This is a genomic window from Mangrovimonas spongiae (genome assembly GCF_003944795.1).
GTDB classification, from domain to species: Bacteria; Bacteroidota; Bacteroidia; order Flavobacteriales; family Flavobacteriaceae; genus Mangrovimonas; species Mangrovimonas spongiae.
This window is the reverse complement of sequence record NZ_RWBG01000002.1, coordinates 40,796-59,535: the sequence shown is the minus strand read 5'-3', so window position 1 is coordinate 59,535 and position 18,740 is coordinate 40,796. Positions and strand designations below refer to the sequence as shown.

Annotated in this window: 11 protein-coding genes and 1 tRNA gene; 9 read left to right on the top strand and 3 right to left on the bottom strand. The window is 34.1% G+C overall.

The annotated features are described in order from the left end of the window. Positions 1-81 precede the first annotated feature (81 nt). On the bottom strand, positions 82-519 hold the full coding sequence (locus EJA19_RS04610) for a DUF2232 domain-containing protein (RefSeq protein ID WP_125467185.1): 438 nt from the start codon (positions 517-519) through the stop codon (positions 82-84). Between the two features lie 4 nt (positions 520-523). Then, positions 524-1,306, bottom strand: coding sequence for a DUF3108 domain-containing protein (locus EJA19_RS04605; RefSeq protein WP_125467184.1), 783 nt, complete (start codon positions 1,304-1,306; stop codon positions 524-526). 191 nt (positions 1,307-1,497) lie between these two features. Here EJA19_RS04605 and EJA19_RS04600 point away from each other — a divergent pair, with 191 nt between their 5' ends. Beyond that, complete coding sequence (locus EJA19_RS04600; RefSeq protein WP_240640212.1) at positions 1,498-1,662, top strand: hypothetical protein; 165 nt, start codon at positions 1,498-1,500, stop codon at positions 1,660-1,662. A gap of 49 nt (positions 1,663-1,711) precedes the next feature. Here EJA19_RS04600 and EJA19_RS04595 read toward each other — a convergent pair. Next, a tRNA-Ser gene (locus tag EJA19_RS04595) sits at positions 1,712-1,796 on the bottom strand. Between the two features lie 150 nt (positions 1,797-1,946). Between EJA19_RS04595 and EJA19_RS04590 the strand changes: the two genes are divergently transcribed. From EJA19_RS04590 to EJA19_RS04555, 8 genes are all read left to right on the top strand, one after another. Then, positions 1,947-2,576 (top strand): NAD(P)H-dependent oxidoreductase, encoded by a 630-nt coding sequence (locus EJA19_RS04590; RefSeq protein WP_125467183.1) that lies wholly within the window; start codon positions 1,947-1,949, stop codon positions 2,574-2,576. 86 nt (positions 2,577-2,662) lie between these two features. Next, on the top strand, positions 2,663-3,856 hold the full coding sequence (locus EJA19_RS04585) for a DegT/DnrJ/EryC1/StrS family aminotransferase (RefSeq protein ID WP_125467182.1): 1,194 nt from the start codon (positions 2,663-2,665) through the stop codon (positions 3,854-3,856). A 39-nt stretch (positions 3,857-3,895) separates the two neighbouring features. Continuing rightward, positions 3,896-7,801 (top strand): two-component regulator propeller domain-containing protein, encoded by a 3,906-nt coding sequence (locus EJA19_RS04580; protein ID WP_125467181.1) that lies wholly within the window; start codon positions 3,896-3,898, stop codon positions 7,799-7,801. Positions 7,802-8,052: 251 nt separating this feature from the next. Then, the gene (locus EJA19_RS04575; RefSeq protein WP_125467180.1) at positions 8,053-8,892 is read left to right on the top strand and encodes a DUF4412 domain-containing protein; all 840 of its coding nucleotides are present in this window, start codon (positions 8,053-8,055) and stop codon (positions 8,890-8,892) included. 94 nt (positions 8,893-8,986) lie between these two features. After that, entirely contained in the window at positions 8,987-9,421 is a 435-nt protein-coding gene (locus tag EJA19_RS04570; RefSeq protein ID WP_125467179.1) for a hypothetical protein, read from the top strand. 379 nt (positions 9,422-9,800) lie between these two features. Further along, positions 9,801-13,793, top strand: coding sequence for a hybrid sensor histidine kinase/response regulator transcription factor (locus tag EJA19_RS04565; RefSeq protein ID WP_125467178.1), 3,993 nt, complete (start codon positions 9,801-9,803; stop codon positions 13,791-13,793). A gap of 272 nt (positions 13,794-14,065) precedes the next feature. Beyond that, complete coding sequence (locus tag EJA19_RS04560) at positions 14,066-15,790, top strand: MopE-related protein (protein WP_125467177.1); 1,725 nt, start codon at positions 14,066-14,068, stop codon at positions 15,788-15,790. 109 nt (positions 15,791-15,899) lie between these two features. Next, entirely contained in the window at positions 15,900-18,572 is a 2,673-nt protein-coding gene (locus tag EJA19_RS04555; RefSeq protein WP_125467176.1) for a tail fiber domain-containing protein, read from the top strand. Positions 18,573-18,740 lie beyond the last annotated feature (168 nt).

Below are 18,740 nucleotides of genomic sequence, written 5' to 3'. Positions count from 1 at the left end.
AGCAGCTTGTTACTTCAAATAAAATAAAAAAAAAAGATAATACCGAAGCATTATCTTTTTTTTACATCAGGATTTAGGACGTTATTCTATTTCTAAATCCTCTGTGTCTATCTCTTCAAGTTCATTTTCAATAGCATTTAAGTCTTCATTATCCAGACTTTCAAGTTCATTATTTATGTCTTCAAGGTCTTCTTCATCTATATCTAATTCTTCAAGTTCCTCGATAGCTTCTTGCTCCGATTGTTGTTCTCGCTTTTCAAGTTCTTCGGTGTTACCAACTTCTACAGTGGTAAATATGGATTTGTAAATAGCTAATGATAAAGCAATTATTGATAGTAAAAATACAATTTGAATAGTTTTTTTACTTTTTCCTTCTTTATTAGATAGGTAAATGCTTAAAACCCCTAAAATTAAAGCGATTATAGCTGGAATATAAGCTAGATTGGAAAGCGGTAATACAGATAAAATTACCGCAAGTATAGCAGAAATTAACCCGATTATAATAGAAATTTTTCTCATGTTTTTAGTTTTTTAGTCCGCTAGCAGATTTAATTTTTAACTCGCCATTTCCAACGGCAATTTTAAATTTAGCATAAATTGGGATTTTATTAGCATCGGCAGATAACCAAAGTAGGTTTTCGTTAGCACCTTTTAAAACATTATTATCACTGATTGAAATAGCTAACTTGTAACAATTTTTAGTTCCTATGGCAGATGCAATGGTTTCTGTTCCTAAATATTTAAAGTTTACGGTGTGCTCTTCATTATCAAAAATAACTTTAAAGGATTTAGATTGTCCGCTAGACATATTAGAAAAATCTATCGTTCTAAGTTTATATAATGTGGTAACAAGATCGTTTGTATTATGGTTAATAAGTACTTTTTTGTTTTCTTCCCATATAGTACCATCGCTACGTTTTTTCTTTTTTAAACTTTTTACATACCCAGAACTATGCTTGAAGGTGTATTTCATGTATTTATAATACCCTCCTTCGTTAATTTCTCGTTTGTAAAGGTATGGCTTTAAAGATGTTGGACTTACATAGCTTTCGTATAAATCTCTTATTTTAAAAAAACTGTCCCATTTACTGTACGTAGTTGCAGTACATTTAAGTCTAAGTAAAGTTGCTTTAGAGGTTCTAACTTTGCTGGTTTCCATGGTTACCTGAGCTAGGTCGTTTAATATACCAGACATGTTATAGGTGGCTGTATAAACTAACTTTTCAGAATTGCCTACAGCAGTATTTTGTGCTTTAGCGGTTGTAAAACAGATACCTAAAGTTAAAAGGAAAACAATTTTTTTCATATTAAAAATGTTAATGTATTCTATTAACGATTTTATTAGCATTTATTATGCCGAAAATACAATACATAATTATAGGAATCTAAATTTTTGTGTAAAATTAAGGTGTACAACTTAAAGACGTTTTAAATTACTTATTGGGTAAATTCTGGTAAAATAGTATTGTATGACAGAAGTTCTTTGCTAAAAATTTAATGCATATAGCTTGGGCAATGGATTGGCATAGTCAATCGTTAATGGGAGAACGCAAAGCTAGAGATTGGAATACTGATACAGAGCTTAAAGTAGATAATAAATCGAAAAAAGAAATGATAGATAAAATTGGAGAAACACCGCCAAGGTATGTTTTGTATCAATAATTCAAATAAAAATAAAGCCTTGTATAATGGGCTATACAAGGCTTTTTTGCGGAGAGAGAGGGATTCGAACCCCCGGAGGTGTGACCCTCAACGGTTTTCAAGACCGCCGCATTCGACCACTCTGCCATCTCTCCCAATGCGGGTGCAAATATATAACCCTTTTTTAATTCCTTCAAATAAAAAAACAACTTTTTAATATTTTATTTTAAAGTTTACTATTTGTAGCTATTAATTAATGCTTTATAAGCTTGTATATGTAATTTTGCAACCAAATATTAATAAGAATGAACATTATTGAGCAACTAAAATGGCGTTATGCTACCAAATCTTTTGATGAGAACGCTATTTTAACAGAAGATAAAATACATACATTAACCCAAGCCTTTAACTTAACAGCTACTTCTTATGGGTTACAACCTATAAAACTTATTGTTATTCAAAATAAAGCATTGCAGCATGAATTAATGCAGCATGCTATGAACCAAAAACAAATAGAGCAAGCATCGCATCTGTTTATATTTTGTATCCAGACCACAATTGATAAACATTTTGTAAACGAATATTTTAATAGAGTTCATACCATTAGAAAGACGCCCAAAGAGATTCTTCAGCCTTTTGAAGACTTTTTAATCAATGATTTTGAAAACAAATCGCAAAAAGACATAGATATTTGGGCGACTAACCAAGCCTATTTAGCCATGGGGAATTTAATGACTGTTTGTGCTATGGAAGATATAGATGCTTGCCCAATGGAAGGCTTTTTACCTCATAAAATCGATGAAGCCCTTAATCTAAGAGAAAAAGGGTTAAAATCAGTTTTGCTTATGCCTGTAGGATATAGAGCACAAGACGATAAGTTTGCAGCTTTTAAAAAAGTGAGAAAAAACATAGAAGACGCCGTTATTAAGTGGTGATTTTTTTAAAATTTTAAAATTTATCAAGCTACTTTTTTTAGCTCGTATTTAATTGTAGCTTTGACATAACATCAAATTAAAATATTATGCCTGGATTTGAGTTTTTTAGCGACTTAGAACGACAAGAAGTTCAAGATGTGTTAGATAGCGGAATACTAATGCGTTATGGTTTTGATGCCATGCGAAATGGTCATTGGAAAGCCAAAGAATTAGAAATAGAACTTCAAAAAAAACTAGGCGTAAAATATGCGCAATTAGTCTCTAGCGGAACAGCAGCAGTAAGTGTATCTTTAGCCATTGCTGGTATAGGAGCTGGAGACGAAGTTATTATGCCAACATTTACGTTTGTAGCAAGCTTTGAAGCCATCATGATGCTAGGAGCAATTCCCGTATTGGTTGATATTGACGATACCTTAACAATCGATCCCGAAGCTGTAAAAGCCGCTATAACTCCTAAAACAAAAGCTATTATGCCTGTACACATGTGTGGTAGTATGGCTAATTTAGAAGCTTTACAAGGTATTTGTAACACGCATAATTTGCTTTTGATAGAAGATGCTTGCCAAGCTATTGGAGCAACGTATAAAGGAAAAGCGCTTGGAACTATTGGCGATGTTGGTTGTTTTTCTTTCGATTTTGTAAAAACAATTACCTGTGGCGAAGGTGGTGCAGTAGTAACCAACAATCAAGACTACGCTTTAAGTGCCGACCATTATTCCGATCACGGTCACGATCATGTTGGTAATGATAGGGGGGCAGAATCTCATCCAATTTTAGGTTATAATTTTAGAATTTCAGAATTAAATGCTGCAGTTGGTTTAGCACAAGTAAAACGCTTGCCAGAGTTTATTAATATTCAAAAAAAGCATTATAGTATACTTCGTGAAGCTTTATCAGAATTACCACAAGTAAGTTTTAGAGCTATTCCTGAAGGAGGTGAAGAAAGCTATGCCTTTTTAAGTTTCTTTTTACCCGATTTGGAAACAGCACAAAAAGCTTCAGCAGCATTAAAAGAAGCAGGAGTGGATGGTTGTTTTCATTATTACGACAACAATTGGCATTATGTGAGAAAGTGGGAACACCTTAAAGATTTAAAATCATTGTACCCTATTTCAGCTGAAGTCAAAGAAGGATTAAAGTATCTACAAACAAAGACCTTTACACAATCCGATCATTACATAGGAAGAAATATTTCGTGTTTAATTAAACTCTCTTGGACAGAACAGGACGTTAAGGAAAGAGCTCAAAATATGGTTAAGGCAATTTCTTCTGTTTTATAAGAATTTTTTGATAACTTTAATAGTTGAAACTAGCTATTAATGAATCATTTAAAATTACACTTTCTTTTTTTAGTGTTACCTGCTTTTATGTTTTCACAATCTGACGACAAACAAGTCGCTTTCCGTGAATTAACAGTTGAGCAAGGATTATCCCAAAATAGTGTAGTAAGTATTGCTCAGGATCAAACAGGTTTTATGTGGTTTGCTACACAAGATGGCTTAAACAAATACGACGGAAAACAATTCAAGCATTTTCCTTATCAATTTGAAGATGTTACCAGAAATACTTTTAGTAAATTAGGTAAGATTTATGTAGATAATTATGATAAAGTTTGGTTTGTAGCTAATTCAGGAAAGCTTCATAAGCAAGGTAATACGCCTGAAACCTTTAAGTTGGTAAGTAATATTAAAAAGGCAAGTACTGTTTTGCAAGCTGCCAATAACGACTATTTTATAGGAACGTATGGTTCTGGGCTTTATAAAATACAGCACAAAACTAAAGATACCATTCAAATCCTTAAAGCTGAGGATAAACACTTAGTTACCTATGATTTATTTCAAGATGGCGAGAAGGTTCTGGTTGCTACACTAAACGGAATACTTGAAATAGACACAAATAATACCTATCGGTTTCTTACTATTGCTAAAAACACAAACTTTAGTGCCTTTACAAAATCTTTAAAAAACGACAAATTGTTCTTGGGGAGTTATGGGAAAGGGTTGTTTGTTTCAAATGGTAACGAAATGAATTTTAAACCTTTTACTGGTTTTGAAAAGACCACATTACCTAGCAATTTGATTATTCAAGATGTGTTGGTTGATAGTAGCGAGAAGTTATGGGTAGCAACGTATGGCGACGGCGCTTATTTAATCGATTTTAAAAAGCAAACCATACAACATTTTGTGGCTAATAAAACAGACCCTTATGCCTTACACTATAATGATGTGTTAAGCCTTTACGAAGACTTTACGGGAATTGTTTGGTTAGGAACCGATGGTTCCGGATTGAGTTATTACGATGAAGATCTGGTTAAATTTAATGTGTTAACCAATAAACAAGCGCCAGACAATATAAGTATAGATTTTGTAAGAGCTATTGTTAAAAAGGACAACGAGGTTTGGCTAGGGACTTCAAACAAAGGATTAACGGCTATAGATTTTGAAACCAACAGTTATAAGATGTACACTACAAAAAACTCAACTTTATCGAGTGATAGAGTAATGAGTTTGTTTAATAGCCAAGGTACATTGTGGATTGGACATCAAAATAGCGGACTTCAAAAGTGGATTGCCAATGAGACATTCAAATCTTTTGATGTAACTAAAGGAATGTCTATATGGAAAATCTATCAAGCGGCAAATAATAGACTTTGGTTATGTACCTTAAATGGTTTGGTCTTGTTTGATGAGGAGCAAGGAGTTGTTAAAACGTATCATTCAAAAAACTCTGTATTAACATCCAATGCTATAAGAACAGTTGAGTCTGGTAACGACAATCAACTTTGGATTGGAACAGAAGGCAGCGGTTTATATGTTTTAAATACTAAAACGGGAATTATTGTGGATGTTAAAGAGATTAAAGACCGAATAAAATCACTTTATTACAATAATAATATATTATGGGTAGGAACTAATGGCAACGGTATAAAAGCTTATAATACACAATCTAAAACCATAAAACATTTTACCACAAACCAAGGGTTAGCAAATAATGTAGTTTATGCCATTTTACCAGATTCAAAAGATAATCTTTGGTTAAGTTCTAATAAAGGGTTAACAAAAGCTACAATTGATAACGATACGATTGTTGCTATTGAAAACTTTAGTAATTACGATGGTTTACAAACCAATGAATTTAATACTGGAGCTTATTTTAAAGATGAAAAAGGTATGTTATACTTTGGTGGTTTGGAAGGATTAAACTGGTTCAACCCTAATCAATTATCCTATAATTCAGATAAGCCTAGAACAATAATTTCTGGTTTTGACATTTTTGCCAAGCCGCATAAAATAACCCAAAACGATGTGTTTTCATCAAAGCAAAACACCATGACATTTACGTTTTCAAGTTTACATTATTCGCAGCCAGACCGAAATCAATATAAGTACCAGTTAGTTAATCATGATCCTAATTGGATTTCTTCTGGAAATAACAATACAGCGCACTATACAAATTTACCCCCAAACGATTATACGTTTAAAGTTATTTCTAGTAATTATGATGGCGTGTGGAACGAAACTCCTGCTACTTATACTTTTACTATAAATAAACCATGGTATTTAAGCACACTAGCGATTATATGTTATGCCTTATTACTATTAGGAATTAGTGTATGGGTCTATAAATATTTAAAATGGCGCTGGCATATGAAAATGAAACTGGAGTTTGAACATAAAGAAACCATACGGTTAAAGAAATTAGATGAATTTAAAACCAAATTATACACTAATATTTCCCATGAATTTAGAACGCCACTAACTTTAATTACAGGGCCTATAGAAAAACAATTAGCCAAACCAAAACTAACTAAACAAGACAAAAAAGAGTTATTAATGGTTCAGGACAATTCTAAGCGTTTATTAAACTTGGTAAACCAGATGTTAGATTTGTCAAAATTAGAAACAGGTCACTTTAAACTAGCGATACAACAAGGAGACTTAGACGTATTGTTAAAACAAATAGCAGAAGCATTTCAATATAAAGCACAACAAAAGAATATTCAGTTTACCTATGTTATACCAGAGCTAAAACAAGTATGGTTTGACCGTGATATTGTAGAGAAAATAGTTACTAATCTATTATCTAATGCGGTAAAATATGCGCCTAAAAATGGACAGATATATTTTGAAACTACACGAAAAAATGGCCAACTTGTAATGAGTTTTATTAATAATGGGAACACCATACCTAATGAGCAATTAGGAAAACTATTTCAACGGTATTATCAAAACCAAAAGAGTACAGATGGTGTAGGCATTGGGTTATCCCTTGTAAAGGAACTTGCTATTGTAACGCATGGTAATATTGTTGCAAATACTATTAATGAAGACAATATCCAATTTACGGTAACACTACCTATTGAGCGTTCATTTTATCAAATTTCAGAAATTAGTGATGAGATTTCAGAAAACAACTTTAGAGAGAAATTAGAAGATATACCATCGACCTCAACAACTAAACACAATAGTAAGAACCCTATGGTGTTAATTGTTGAAGATAATAAAGAAATTAATGATTTTGTAGCAACTATTTTTAAACATACTTATAATGTTATTCAAGTAAGTAATGGGGAAGAAGGTAAACAATTTGCATTAAAACATATTCCCGATGTTATTATTACAGACATTATGATGCCTAAGCTAGATGGCGTGCAACTATGCAACGAATTAAAACAGGATATTAAAACTAGCCATATTCCCATTATTATGTTAACCGCAAAATCTGGTGAGGCTAATGAAATAGAAGGTTTTAAAACAGGTGCAGATGCTTATATAACAAAACCTTTTAACCCTAAAAAACTAAAATTAATTGTAAATAAACAATTAGAACTTCGTAAACGCTTACAGCAACATTACGGAAAAACATTAAGTATTACACCCGACTTAAAAATAATATCTAACGATGACCAGTTTTTAAAAAGGTTAACAATAGTTTTAGACAAACATATTACAAATCAAGAGTTCAATAACACACAATTCTGTAAACATATGCAAATGAGCCGCACACAACTGCATAGAAAACTTACAGCAATATTTGGCGTTAGCGCTACCGAATTTATAAGAACCCAACGCTTAAAACTAGCTCAGGAATTATTACAAAAATCAGATGCTACCATAGCAGAGATAGCCTATCAAGTAGGGTTCAATACACCATCTTATTTTAATAAGTGTTTTAAAGAAATATTTGGTTGTACGCCTAACGAGTACGCTTCTAAACACGTATAAAACCTACTGTTTTATAACATGGAACATATGTTCTATACTTTGGAACATATGTCGTATACGCATGCATTCTTCACAATTATCTTTACCCTGTCTTTTAACGTTTAAATTATAATAATAGTGGATACACCAAATAAAACACTACTTAATAACAATACCATTTATTTGAGTATAGATCATTTAAAGTCGGGATCTTATCAACTCAATATTCTGTTAAAAGACGAAATAATTAAAACAATAAATATTAATAAAAAATGAAGCATCAAGACCTACAAATCAGAAAATGTATTAGCACATTAAGTTTTGCCGTACTGTTTTCATTTACTGGACAAGCCCAGTTTTTGGAGCGCTTGGCAGACAAGGCTGTTAATTCTGCAGAACGTACCGTTGAAAGAAAAGTTGAACAAAAAAGTAGAAAAGAAACCGAAAAAGCCTTCGACTCGACATTCAACAGAAAAAAGACATCGAAAAAAAGCGATAAGAAATCCTCAAGCGCTCAATCTAATAAATCGCCAAGAGCAGTTTACCAATTTACCCATAAATATGTTATGCAACTGCAAAGCGGGAAGTATAATACCACTATAAATTATTATTTATCTAAAGGAGAATCTTATTTGGGAAGTACTATTGAGTCTGCAAGCACCATGACCACTGTGATGGATTTCGAGAAAAAAACCATGTTTATGTATACCGAAGCTGGTAATAGCAAAATGTTAATGGCAACATCCTTAAACTTTAATCAAATACTAGATAAAGCTGATAGCGAAAGTGATGCACGTATTAAAAAATCTGGAAAAACAAAAACCATATTAGGGTATCCTTGCGAAGAATACCTTATTACATCTAGCGACATGAAAGGCTATGTTTGGGTAACCCAAAGTGCAGATGTTAGTTTCCCAAATGAATTTTACAATATAAGCAATAAAAAACAAGCCACTAACCAGCAATGGATGACTCAAGTAAATGGTCTTGTTTTGGATATGCAGGTTACCGATACTTCAAAAAGAAAACCTGAAACCATAACCATGCGCTGTGTGGCACTAGAAGAGCAAGATGTAACGATAAACTCTAAAGAGTATAAAAAACTTATGTAAATGCATCATAGCAAGTGTCAATCTTAACATTATCAAAAATTATTTAACCAATATGTATTTAATTAAAAACAAAAAACCATTAAAAAATCACATTATGAAAACAAATTCTAAAATCATTTATTTATTCGCCTTACTACTTATTACTATAATGTCTTGCTCTCAAGACGATAATCCATTTATTAATGAAAACAATAACAATAACCCCGATAATGAAACTTCTTATACACTTGATGATTTACAAGGCACTTGGTTACGTACAGGAGGAAACCATGAAGGAAATGAAGGAATGATTATTAATATAATAGATGAAAATGGAGTTATTGTAGATCCTGTTACCTCTGGATTTGAGATAGATGATGTAAAATGGATGAATATACAAGCTGATGATATTAACGATTTTACCCATTCAGAATTGGGTAGCGATTACAATTATTACAGTGCAAATATAAACTTTCAATCAGATGATGTTATTTGGATATCAGTAGATGCTTCTGGGGCTGGTAACTATCAAGAGTGGACACGCCAATAATAAGATGAAGCTATAAAATAACAGGTTTTTGACGATTAGATTATTTGATGCATGTATGAGGAAAATAGGTGTTAAAAGTAAAAAATGACAATCTCAACCAAATAAATATGGCTTCACTTTTAAGTAGAATCTATTTACTTAAGATAGAAATAACCATAGGGGAGTACGTTAAAAAAACAGTAAAGAATTAGTAAAGGTATAACGTGTTTCCTTATGGTTTAAGTATGGATAGTATATGGATACAGTATGAATGATGTTAAAAAAATAGTAACTTTATAAGTATTAACCATCAAATTTAGATAGAGCTAACAGGTTCTCCTTTGAAATAACAAAGGAGGCTTCTCTATTTTAAATTCGTGTATTTTTAATAAAATACTGAATGACTAGGAGTTATATCTACATATCGCTTGTTATAAGTTTATTTTACTCATCGTTGGTATTTAGCCAAACTCAAGAAATTAAATTAACAAACCCTAATCTTAAACAAGTTACATTTAGGTACTTAAACAACGAAGATGGACTGTCGCAAAACAGTGTTATTAGCATGGCGCAGGACAGTACAGGGTATTTATGGATAGCAACAAGAAGTAGTTTAGATAGGTACGATGGAAATACCTTTAAAGCTTACAACAAACAATTTGATGCGACTGCCAAAGGAAGGGGTAAAATTTTAGGAAGAGTCTTTGTAGATCGTCAAGATGATTTGTGGATTATATCTTCTGGTTGTAAATTGGAAAAATACCAAAAGAAGACCGATAAATTTTCTAGGGTTTTTCCAAACGATTCTGTAGTAAATCTTTTTCAAGACTCTTATTCTAATATGTATTTTAGTATGTACAACGGTAATATTGTATCGGTAAATGCTAAAACAAAAGATACAACCATCATATTTAAACCAACTAAAAAAGACTTGGTTGTTCATCATTTTCTAGAAGTTGAAGAGGATTTATACTTTACAACATTTAAACATATTTATAAGTATAACTTAAAAACTCAAGAATATAACACGATATACAATCAAAACTCTAAAAGAAACCATGTATTAGAAAAATCGAAAGATGGTACTATTTGGTTGGGGACTTTAGGAGATGGGTTATATTTTAAAACCAAGTTAGATAAAGACTTCCAATCGGCAAATGTGATAAATCCTAAACTTCCAAAGGATTTGTATATTCTGTCTTTACATGAAGATAAATACCAAAGACTCTGGATTTGTACTTTAAAACAAGGAATTTTACTACTTGATTTAAGAACGAATACCATTGAAAAACTAAAATTTCAAAAAGGGAATTTGTACGCTCTAAGCGATAATGAAATATTTAGTTTGTATGAAGATTCGAATGGTGTAATTTGGTTAGGAACCAATGTATCAGGTTTAGCGTATTACGATGAATATTTATCTAAATTCAATGTGCTAACCGCAGGTCAGGTTCCTAAAGATATAAATGTAGAAGTAGTACTTTCTATTACATCAGATAATGAACAACGTGTTTTTTTGGGCACAACCAACGGTCTAACAGTTAGTAATAAATTAACAAATGAATTTAAAACCCTAACCGATAAAAACTCACCTTTACTTACCTCAGCTATTGATGCTTTGTATTATGAAGATGGTGATCTTTGGATAGGAAATGGAACTGTGTTAAAGAAAAAAGGAGGGTTAACAATTTTAAAAGAAGATGGTGGGGCAGAGGTGTACAATAAATTTTCTGAAGTACCATTAGATATTAACTATATCAATAAAATTTTTAAAGATTCAAATGGGCAAATGTGGCTAGCCTGTGATTATGGTTTGGTTAAATTTGATAGAAGTTTAGGAGTGATTGAAAAGTACCATTATCAAATAGATGATATTAATTCTGAACCAATCAATGCAGTTTCATGTATTATCGAAGACAATCAGAAAACATTATGGGTATCAACCTACTCCGATGGCATTTATACAGTAGATCTTAATTCGGGTAAAATCGAGCAAAAACTTAAAGAGTCTAAGAAGATAAAAAGCATAGCTTTTGATCCAGTTAATAAAAATATATTATGGATTGGAACTAACGGGAAGGGGCTTATTAGATACGATATTATATCTAATAAAAAAGAGCTGTTTTCAACAGAGGAAGGACTACCAGATAACTGTATCTATGGAATTCTTTTTGATGAACATAATACCCTTTGGATGAGTACCAATAGAGGGCTAGTTAAGTTTTTCTACCATGATAAAGATAATGTCCAAATAGAGAACTTTAATACTAATGATGGTTTGCAATCTTTGGAGTTTAATTCCAATGCCTACTATAAAGACGATAACGGCGTCATGTACTTTGGAGGGTTGTCTGGGGTAAATTGGTTTAAACCAGAAACCATTACTAAAAATCCTAATCGTCCTAAAACCATTATTTCTAAAATTAAGGTGCTTAATAACGAAATTGATTTTAAATCCGTGCATACTTTTAATAGTGAGAAGAACTCTATATCATTTGATTTTAAAAGTTTAAGTTTTTCAAAACCAAGAGGAAATAATTTTAAATACAGATTAATCAATCATGATAACGAATGGATAGAATCGGGAAATAATAATGTTGCTAGATATGTTAATTTACCACCAAACGATTACACCTTCGAAGTTATTTCTAGTAACTATGATGGATTATGGAACAACACTCCAGACACCTATTCCTTTACCATTTTACAGCCTTGGTATTTAAGCAATTGGGCTAAGGCGGTTTATACAATGCTTTTTCTATTAGCGGTTTATGGAATTTATAAATATTTTAGTTGGCGCTGGCAAATGAAAATGAAATTGGAGTTAGAGTCTCGCGAAACAGCCAGGTTAAAGAAGTTAGACGAGTTTAAAACCAAACTATATAACAATATTTCTCATGAGTTTCGTACGCCACTAACACTTATTTCTGGTCCAGTAGAAAATCAATTGTGTAAGCCCAATATTTCAAAAAATGATAAGCAGGAACTCAACCTTATTAAAAGAAGCTCCAAGCGTTTACTAAATTTAGTAAATCAATTACTAGACCTTTCAAAATTAGAAACAGGTAATATTAAGTTATTGGTGACACAAGGTAATTTGTCGGTGTTATTAAAACAATTAGCCACCGCTTTTGCATTTAAAGCCCAGCAGAAAAATATCGAGTTTACTTATAGTATTGAAAACATGGAAGCAGCTTGGTTTGATAAGGATTTAGTAGAAAAAATAGTATCTAATCTATTAAACAACGCGGTAAAATATACTCCAGAAAATGGTTATGTAAAATTTGATGCTTCTGTTAATCAAGGTTATGTTACACTTACAATCCTTAATAATGGAAACAATTTAAAAGATGAAGAACTTCCAGCATTATTTCAGCGGTATTACCAAAACAATACCCATAGTGAAGGTGTAGGTATTGGGTTGTCTTTAGTAAAAGAACTTAGTGTCCTTTCCCATGGGAGTGTAGTAGCACACTCAATGAATCAGGATGATATCCAGTTTGTGGTAACGCTACCTATAGAAAAAGCTTATTTTAATTCAACCGAAATATCAGCTATTGTATTAAATGAAGAAGATTCCAACGAACCGAATACTAAAGAAGAAACAAGTATCCAACTTAATGGTAAAGAAACAAAACCTTTATTGCTTATTGTGGAAGATGATGAAGACATAAGAGCTTTTGTAAAGTCTATTTTAAAAGATACATATAAAATAATAGAAGCTTGTAATGGTGAAAAAGGTATTGAAAAGGCCGTAAAGCATATTCCAGATATTATTATAAGTGATGTCATGATGCCCAAAGTAGATGGTATTCAACTTTGTAATACCCTAAAAGAAGACATCAAAACTAGTCACATTCCTATTATTCTACTTACGGCAAAATCTGGCGATCATAACGAAATAGAAGGTCTAAGAACAGGTGCCGATGCTTATATGACCAAACCCTTCAACAGTGAAAAGCTTAAGATAAGAGTAGAAAAACTTATAACCACTCGAAAAAAACTTCAGGAGTTTTATGGCAAGAACAACGTTCTGGATTTTCACAATATAAAAGCTTCTAAGACCGAAGAACAGTTTTTTAAGCAGCTTCAAGAAGCCATTAAAGAGCATATTGTACAATCAGACTTCACAGCCGAAACCTTAAGCAAATCTATGCATATGAGTCGTATGCAATTGCATAGAAAACTAAAAGCGCTTTTAGGGTTAACTACGTCGCAATTTATCCGAAATGAGCGTTTAAAATTAGCTATGTCGCTGTTGGAAAACTCTAATTACACCATTTCCGAAATCGCTTACCAAACAGGCTTTAACTCACCATCTTATTTTATTAAATGTTTTAAAGAAGTATATCGTTATACGCCTAAAGAACATCTTCAAAACACCGAAAAATAAGGTGTTTCAACGAATTGTTACATAAGTGTAACGTTTTGTTACATAAGTCATACCACGTTTTCTTATCTCACTCTAGCTTTACATACACAAGGACTCCCTATTCTTAGTAACAATTCCTACGAGAAAGTATTTAATAGCATGTTTAAAAAAAATAAAGTAATCAAAGATGATAAGAACATCTTTATCTATATAGATCATTTAAAACGTGGTGATTATACAATTAATATCATGCAAAATAAAAAGCCTATTAAATCAATTAAAATCTCTAAATCATGAAAAAATTACTATTACTTTATTGTTTACTGTTTACAGTAGCTTACTCCAATGCCCAAGGCGCTTGTGAAATTATAAGTGTGACTCCCTATTGCGAAAGCAATGACTTGTGTGTAACTGTTGTAGCATATACTGAAGGGATTCAAAACCAGTTTCTGGTTTTTGAATATGAAAATGGAGACAGCCAAGCACATCCAATTTTTTCTTCTGGGCTGTATACTTTTTCTATATGTGGACAACCGCAACAATCTATTGTAACTGTTTATGTAGGGGGTGAACTTGATGGTACACAATGTAGTCAATTATATACTTCTTTTTTACCAAGCTGTAGTTCACTTGATGACGATGGCGATGGCGTGACAGCAGATATTGACTGTGACGATCAAGACGCCAATATCTATCCAGGAGCTCCAGAAATTTGTGATGGTAAAGATAATAATTGCGATGGCAATACAGACGAAGGTTTACCAACAACAACCTATTATTGGGATGCCGATTTAGATGGCTATGGAAACCCAGATTTAGTATCAGAAGATAAATGCAGCCATCCAGGAGGAAGGTATGTAGAAATTGCAGGAGATTGCGATGATACTAACCCAGATGTAAACCCAGGAGCCACAGAAATAGTGGACAATGGTATAGATGATGATTGTAATCCGAACACACCAGACAGCTCTTTGGATATAGACAACGATGGTGATGGCCAAACAGAAAATGAAGGTGATTGCGACGATACCAATGCAGCTATTTACACAGGAAATACAGAAATACCTTATAACGGCATTGATGACGATTGTGATGCAAGTACTCCAGATGATGACTTAGATGGTGACGGTTATCTACAATCAGAGGATTGCGACGATCAAGATGCTAGTGTAAACCCGGGAGCCACAGAAATAGTGGGTAATGGTATAGACGACGATTGTAATCCGGACACACCAGATACTAACGACTGTATTTTGGATAGTGATAACGATGGCACACCAGATTGTCAAGATGGCTGTCCTAACGATAGAAAGAAAACAGAGCCAGGAGACTGTGGTTGTGGTACTGTAGATAGAGATAAAGACAATGATGGTATCGCCGATTGTAATGATGTGTGCGATAGGGAAGATGATACTGTAGATGTAGATAACGATGGTATTCCAGATTGTATAGATCCTTGTATAGGAGACCAAGATTCTGATGGCGATGGCGTGGCCGATTGTAACGATATATGTAATGGTCAAGACGATACCTTGGATTCTGATGGCGATACCGTTCCAGATTGTTTAGATGTGTGTCCTAACGATCCAAACGACCTGTGTAACTCAAACCCATGTGCTGTAGGTGAAACCCTTATTTGCCACTATAAAAATAATGGCGATACTATAGAAATGTGTGTTAGGGAAAACCAATTACAACGTCACTTGGATCATGGCGATACCATAGGAGGCTGCAATACCCAAGCAAGACAAGCTATGGATACAGAAGCTATAGCACTTTATCCAAACCCTAATAACGGAATGTTTACCCTAGCTTTCAAGAACTGGTCACGTAGTAACGAAACGGTAACTATAAGTGTTAAAAACACCTACGGACTGGAAGTCTACAGGAGTAGTTTTTCAAGCGCACAACAGGTTGAATTGAATTTACAAAACCAATTAAAAAGAAACGGGATCTACTTTGTATGTATTACAAGTGAACATGCCACCGTTACAAAACGAATAATTATAGCAAAATAATAGAAAAGAAGAGGTGGTCTAAAAAAATCATAAAAAGTCTGTCATTCTGAACTTGTTTCAGAATCTCAATCAAACGATTTTACAAGTTAGAACCTAAACCGAGTTCAGATTGACAAAGCTAGACCTTTTTAGACCATCGCTTCCATTAAAATTAAGAACCATGAAATCAAAAATATTACCGCTTGTAGCTTTATTTTTTATGCTAGCGGGCACAGCAACAGCCCAAAAAGGTATCAACTATAAAGCCTTGATTAAGGACGATTCGGGTAATGTAGTTGCCAACCAAAATATTACCATTGAGTTTTCAATTTTAGAAGGTCCTGAAATAGGTTTTTTGAATCCAGTTTATATAGAAACTCATACAGTAACTACCGATGCCAATGGCATTGTTATAGCTAATATTGGTGAAGGAAACCCTGAGGCTGGCTATGAAGATGTTTATGAAACCATTAATTGGGGAAGCTATTTTGGTTCACACTTTTTAAAAGTTCAAATAGATACAGGTTCTGGACTTACCGATATGGGAACCACGGAATTTAAAGCAGTACCCTTTGCTTTATATGCTGAAAACACTAATGATACAGGACTGGAGATTGTTAACGAAGGCAGCGGGAATGGCTATCGCTTTATAGGTAGAAATCCAGATTTTTATGGCACAATTGGTGATCGAGCAGTTGATTTAAGCTACAGTCCCGCGAGTTCTACAACTCGTGGCGCTACTGGTAATTATGCCGTTGCTTTAGGGTATCAAACAACGGCTTCAGGTCATGGTTCATTTGCTTCGGGCATCATTACAATGGCATCTGGCACACAAGCTACGGCTTTGGGGTCAGGTACAATTGCCTCAGGACATACTTCAATAGCTCTAGGACAAAGTACGATAGCAGAAGCACCAAATACTACTGCCATAGGTCTATTTAATGTTGGTGGTGGTGATCCATTACTAGCTTCAGAAAACGATCCTTTGTTTGAAGTAGGAAACGGTAAATTTATTGATGGTACCAATGATATTCGTAGTAATGCATTAACCGTGTTGAGAAACGGTACCGTTACCGCCCCAAGCTTTGAAATAGAACAAATTACCGACCCAAAAGCTCTCATTACCAAAGAATATGCAGATGCCAATTATTCTGGTGGAGGTACTGGAACTTCACCAACAGGTCTAGAAGCTTTGGATGAAGGTAACGGAACGGGTTGGAGATTGATTGGTAGTAATCCTAATAATTTTGGTGACATTGGGTTGAATGCTGTGGATTTAAGTGTAAGCTTGTCATCAGACGATACGCGTGGTGCTACTGGAGCACATTCTTTTGCTTCGGGTTATTTAACAAAAGCTTCAGGTAACTTTTCGACAGCAATAGGTGTAAGTTCAAATGCCAGTGGTTCTAATTCCATTGCTTTAGGAGATACGGCATCTGCTTACGGATATAGATCTTTTGCTTCTGGATATTTTAGTAATGCAGAAGGAGAGAGTTCAGTTGCAATTGGAGAGGGTACTCAAGCAATTGGAATCTCATCAATGGCTTTTGGACGAGGAACTTATGCTACAGGTAATTATTCTTTAGCGGCAGGATATGGCAACACAGCAAATGCATCCAATTCTGTTGCATTAGGTATTAATACCATAGCATCAGGTGTTTCGAGTTTTGCTTTTGGTGCTTTGTCAGGTGCTTCAGGGTCTAATGCTTTTGCTGGAGGCTATGAATCGGTAGCATCTGGAGATTATTCGGTAGCATTAGGTTATCAAGTTGAAGCTAATAACATTTATGCAACCTCATTGGGAGCGCAAACAATAGCTTCAGGAATGGGCTCAACAGCAATGGGGACGCTAACAATAGCTTCATCAATAAGTTCAACAGCAATGGGTAACGAAACTGAAGCATCTGGACTAACCTCCACAGCAATGGGGAGTGGTACAATTGCTTCAGGAGAAACTTCAACAGCGATGGGTAGTGGTACACTTGCTTCAGGAACTCATTCAACAGCTATAGGATATAATACTATAGCAGATGACTTCTCTTCTACTGTTGTAGGTTACTTTAATAATGAATCTGCTACAACCACTTCTCTTTTTCAAATAGGTAATGGAACTAATAGCACAGCTAGAAGTAATGCCTTTACTGTAGTTCAGAGTGGTAATGTAGGCATCACAACATCCAATCCAGTCAGTAAGCTGCATATTACAGGAGGAACAGATGCAACCTATGCAGATACTTCAGGGTTTGTGGTGTTGGGAGATGTTACGGGAGACAATATTGTGATAGATAGTAACGAGATTTTGGCACGTAACAATGGGATCGCTTCTGGGCTGTATTTACAGCAAAGTGGTGGCGATGTGTATGCTGGTGGTGCCGTAGTGCATAGTAGCGATCGCCGGTTAAAACGTAATATAGAAACCTTGCCCTATGGTTTAGAGGAAGTGCTACAACTGGCACCCAAGCAATACTACTGGAAAAACCGCGGAGTGCAAACCCGTAAAACCTTAGGACTTATCGCTCAAGAAGTACAGCCTATCATCAACGAGATAGTACACGAGGCAGGAGATAAAGACAAAACCTTAAGTGTTAGCTATACGGAGCTTATACCAGTACTTATTAAGGCTATACAAGAGCAGCAAGCTATTATAGATCAGCAAGCCCAAACCATCCAAAATCAGGAAACGGCTAGTGCAGAGCAAAGCCAAGTCTTAGAGGCTCTCCTAAAAAGAGTAGAAGCTCTAGAAAAAAACAAGCATAACGATAAGGCCGTCATGGCAAGTGCAACGAAGCAATCTCAACAATAAAAGAGACTACCGTGTCCTACGTCCTCGCAGTGACGCTGCGTCATTACGAGCATTGATGTCCAAATAAAAACATCGGGAGCGTAGGGACGAGGAGGACTCTCAATTAAAAAAGCAAAAATGAAATCAATTAATAATTTTCGCTCTACCGTCACTTCGAGTGTACAGGCT

Excerpts from the sequence above, each read along its gene's own strand:
- EJA19_RS04610 (WP_125467185.1), bottom strand. The coding sequence starts at position 519 with ATGAGAAAAATTTCTATTATAATCGGGTTAATTTCTGCTATACTTGCG.
- EJA19_RS04605 (WP_125467184.1), bottom strand. The coding sequence starts at position 1,306 with ATGAAAAAAATTGTTTTCCTTTTAACTTTAGGTATCTGTTTTACAACC.
- EJA19_RS04600 (WP_240640212.1), top strand. The coding sequence starts at position 1,498 with ATGCATATAGCTTGGGCAATGGATTGGCATAGTCAATCGTTAATGGGA.
- EJA19_RS04590 (WP_125467183.1), top strand. The coding sequence starts at position 1,947 with ATGAACATTATTGAGCAACTAAAATGGCGTTATGCTACCAAATCTTTT.
- EJA19_RS04585 (WP_125467182.1), top strand. The coding sequence starts at position 2,663 with ATGCCTGGATTTGAGTTTTTTAGCGACTTAGAACGACAAGAAGTTCAA.
- EJA19_RS04580 (WP_125467181.1), top strand. The coding sequence starts at position 3,896 with ATGAATCATTTAAAATTACACTTTCTTTTTTTAGTGTTACCTGCTTTT.
- EJA19_RS04575 (WP_125467180.1), top strand. The coding sequence starts at position 8,053 with ATGAAGCATCAAGACCTACAAATCAGAAAATGTATTAGCACATTAAGT.
- EJA19_RS04570 (WP_125467179.1), top strand. The coding sequence starts at position 8,987 with ATGAAAACAAATTCTAAAATCATTTATTTATTCGCCTTACTACTTATT.
- EJA19_RS04565 (WP_125467178.1), top strand. The coding sequence starts at position 9,801 with ATGACTAGGAGTTATATCTACATATCGCTTGTTATAAGTTTATTTTAC.
- EJA19_RS04560 (WP_125467177.1), top strand. The coding sequence starts at position 14,066 with ATGAAAAAATTACTATTACTTTATTGTTTACTGTTTACAGTAGCTTAC.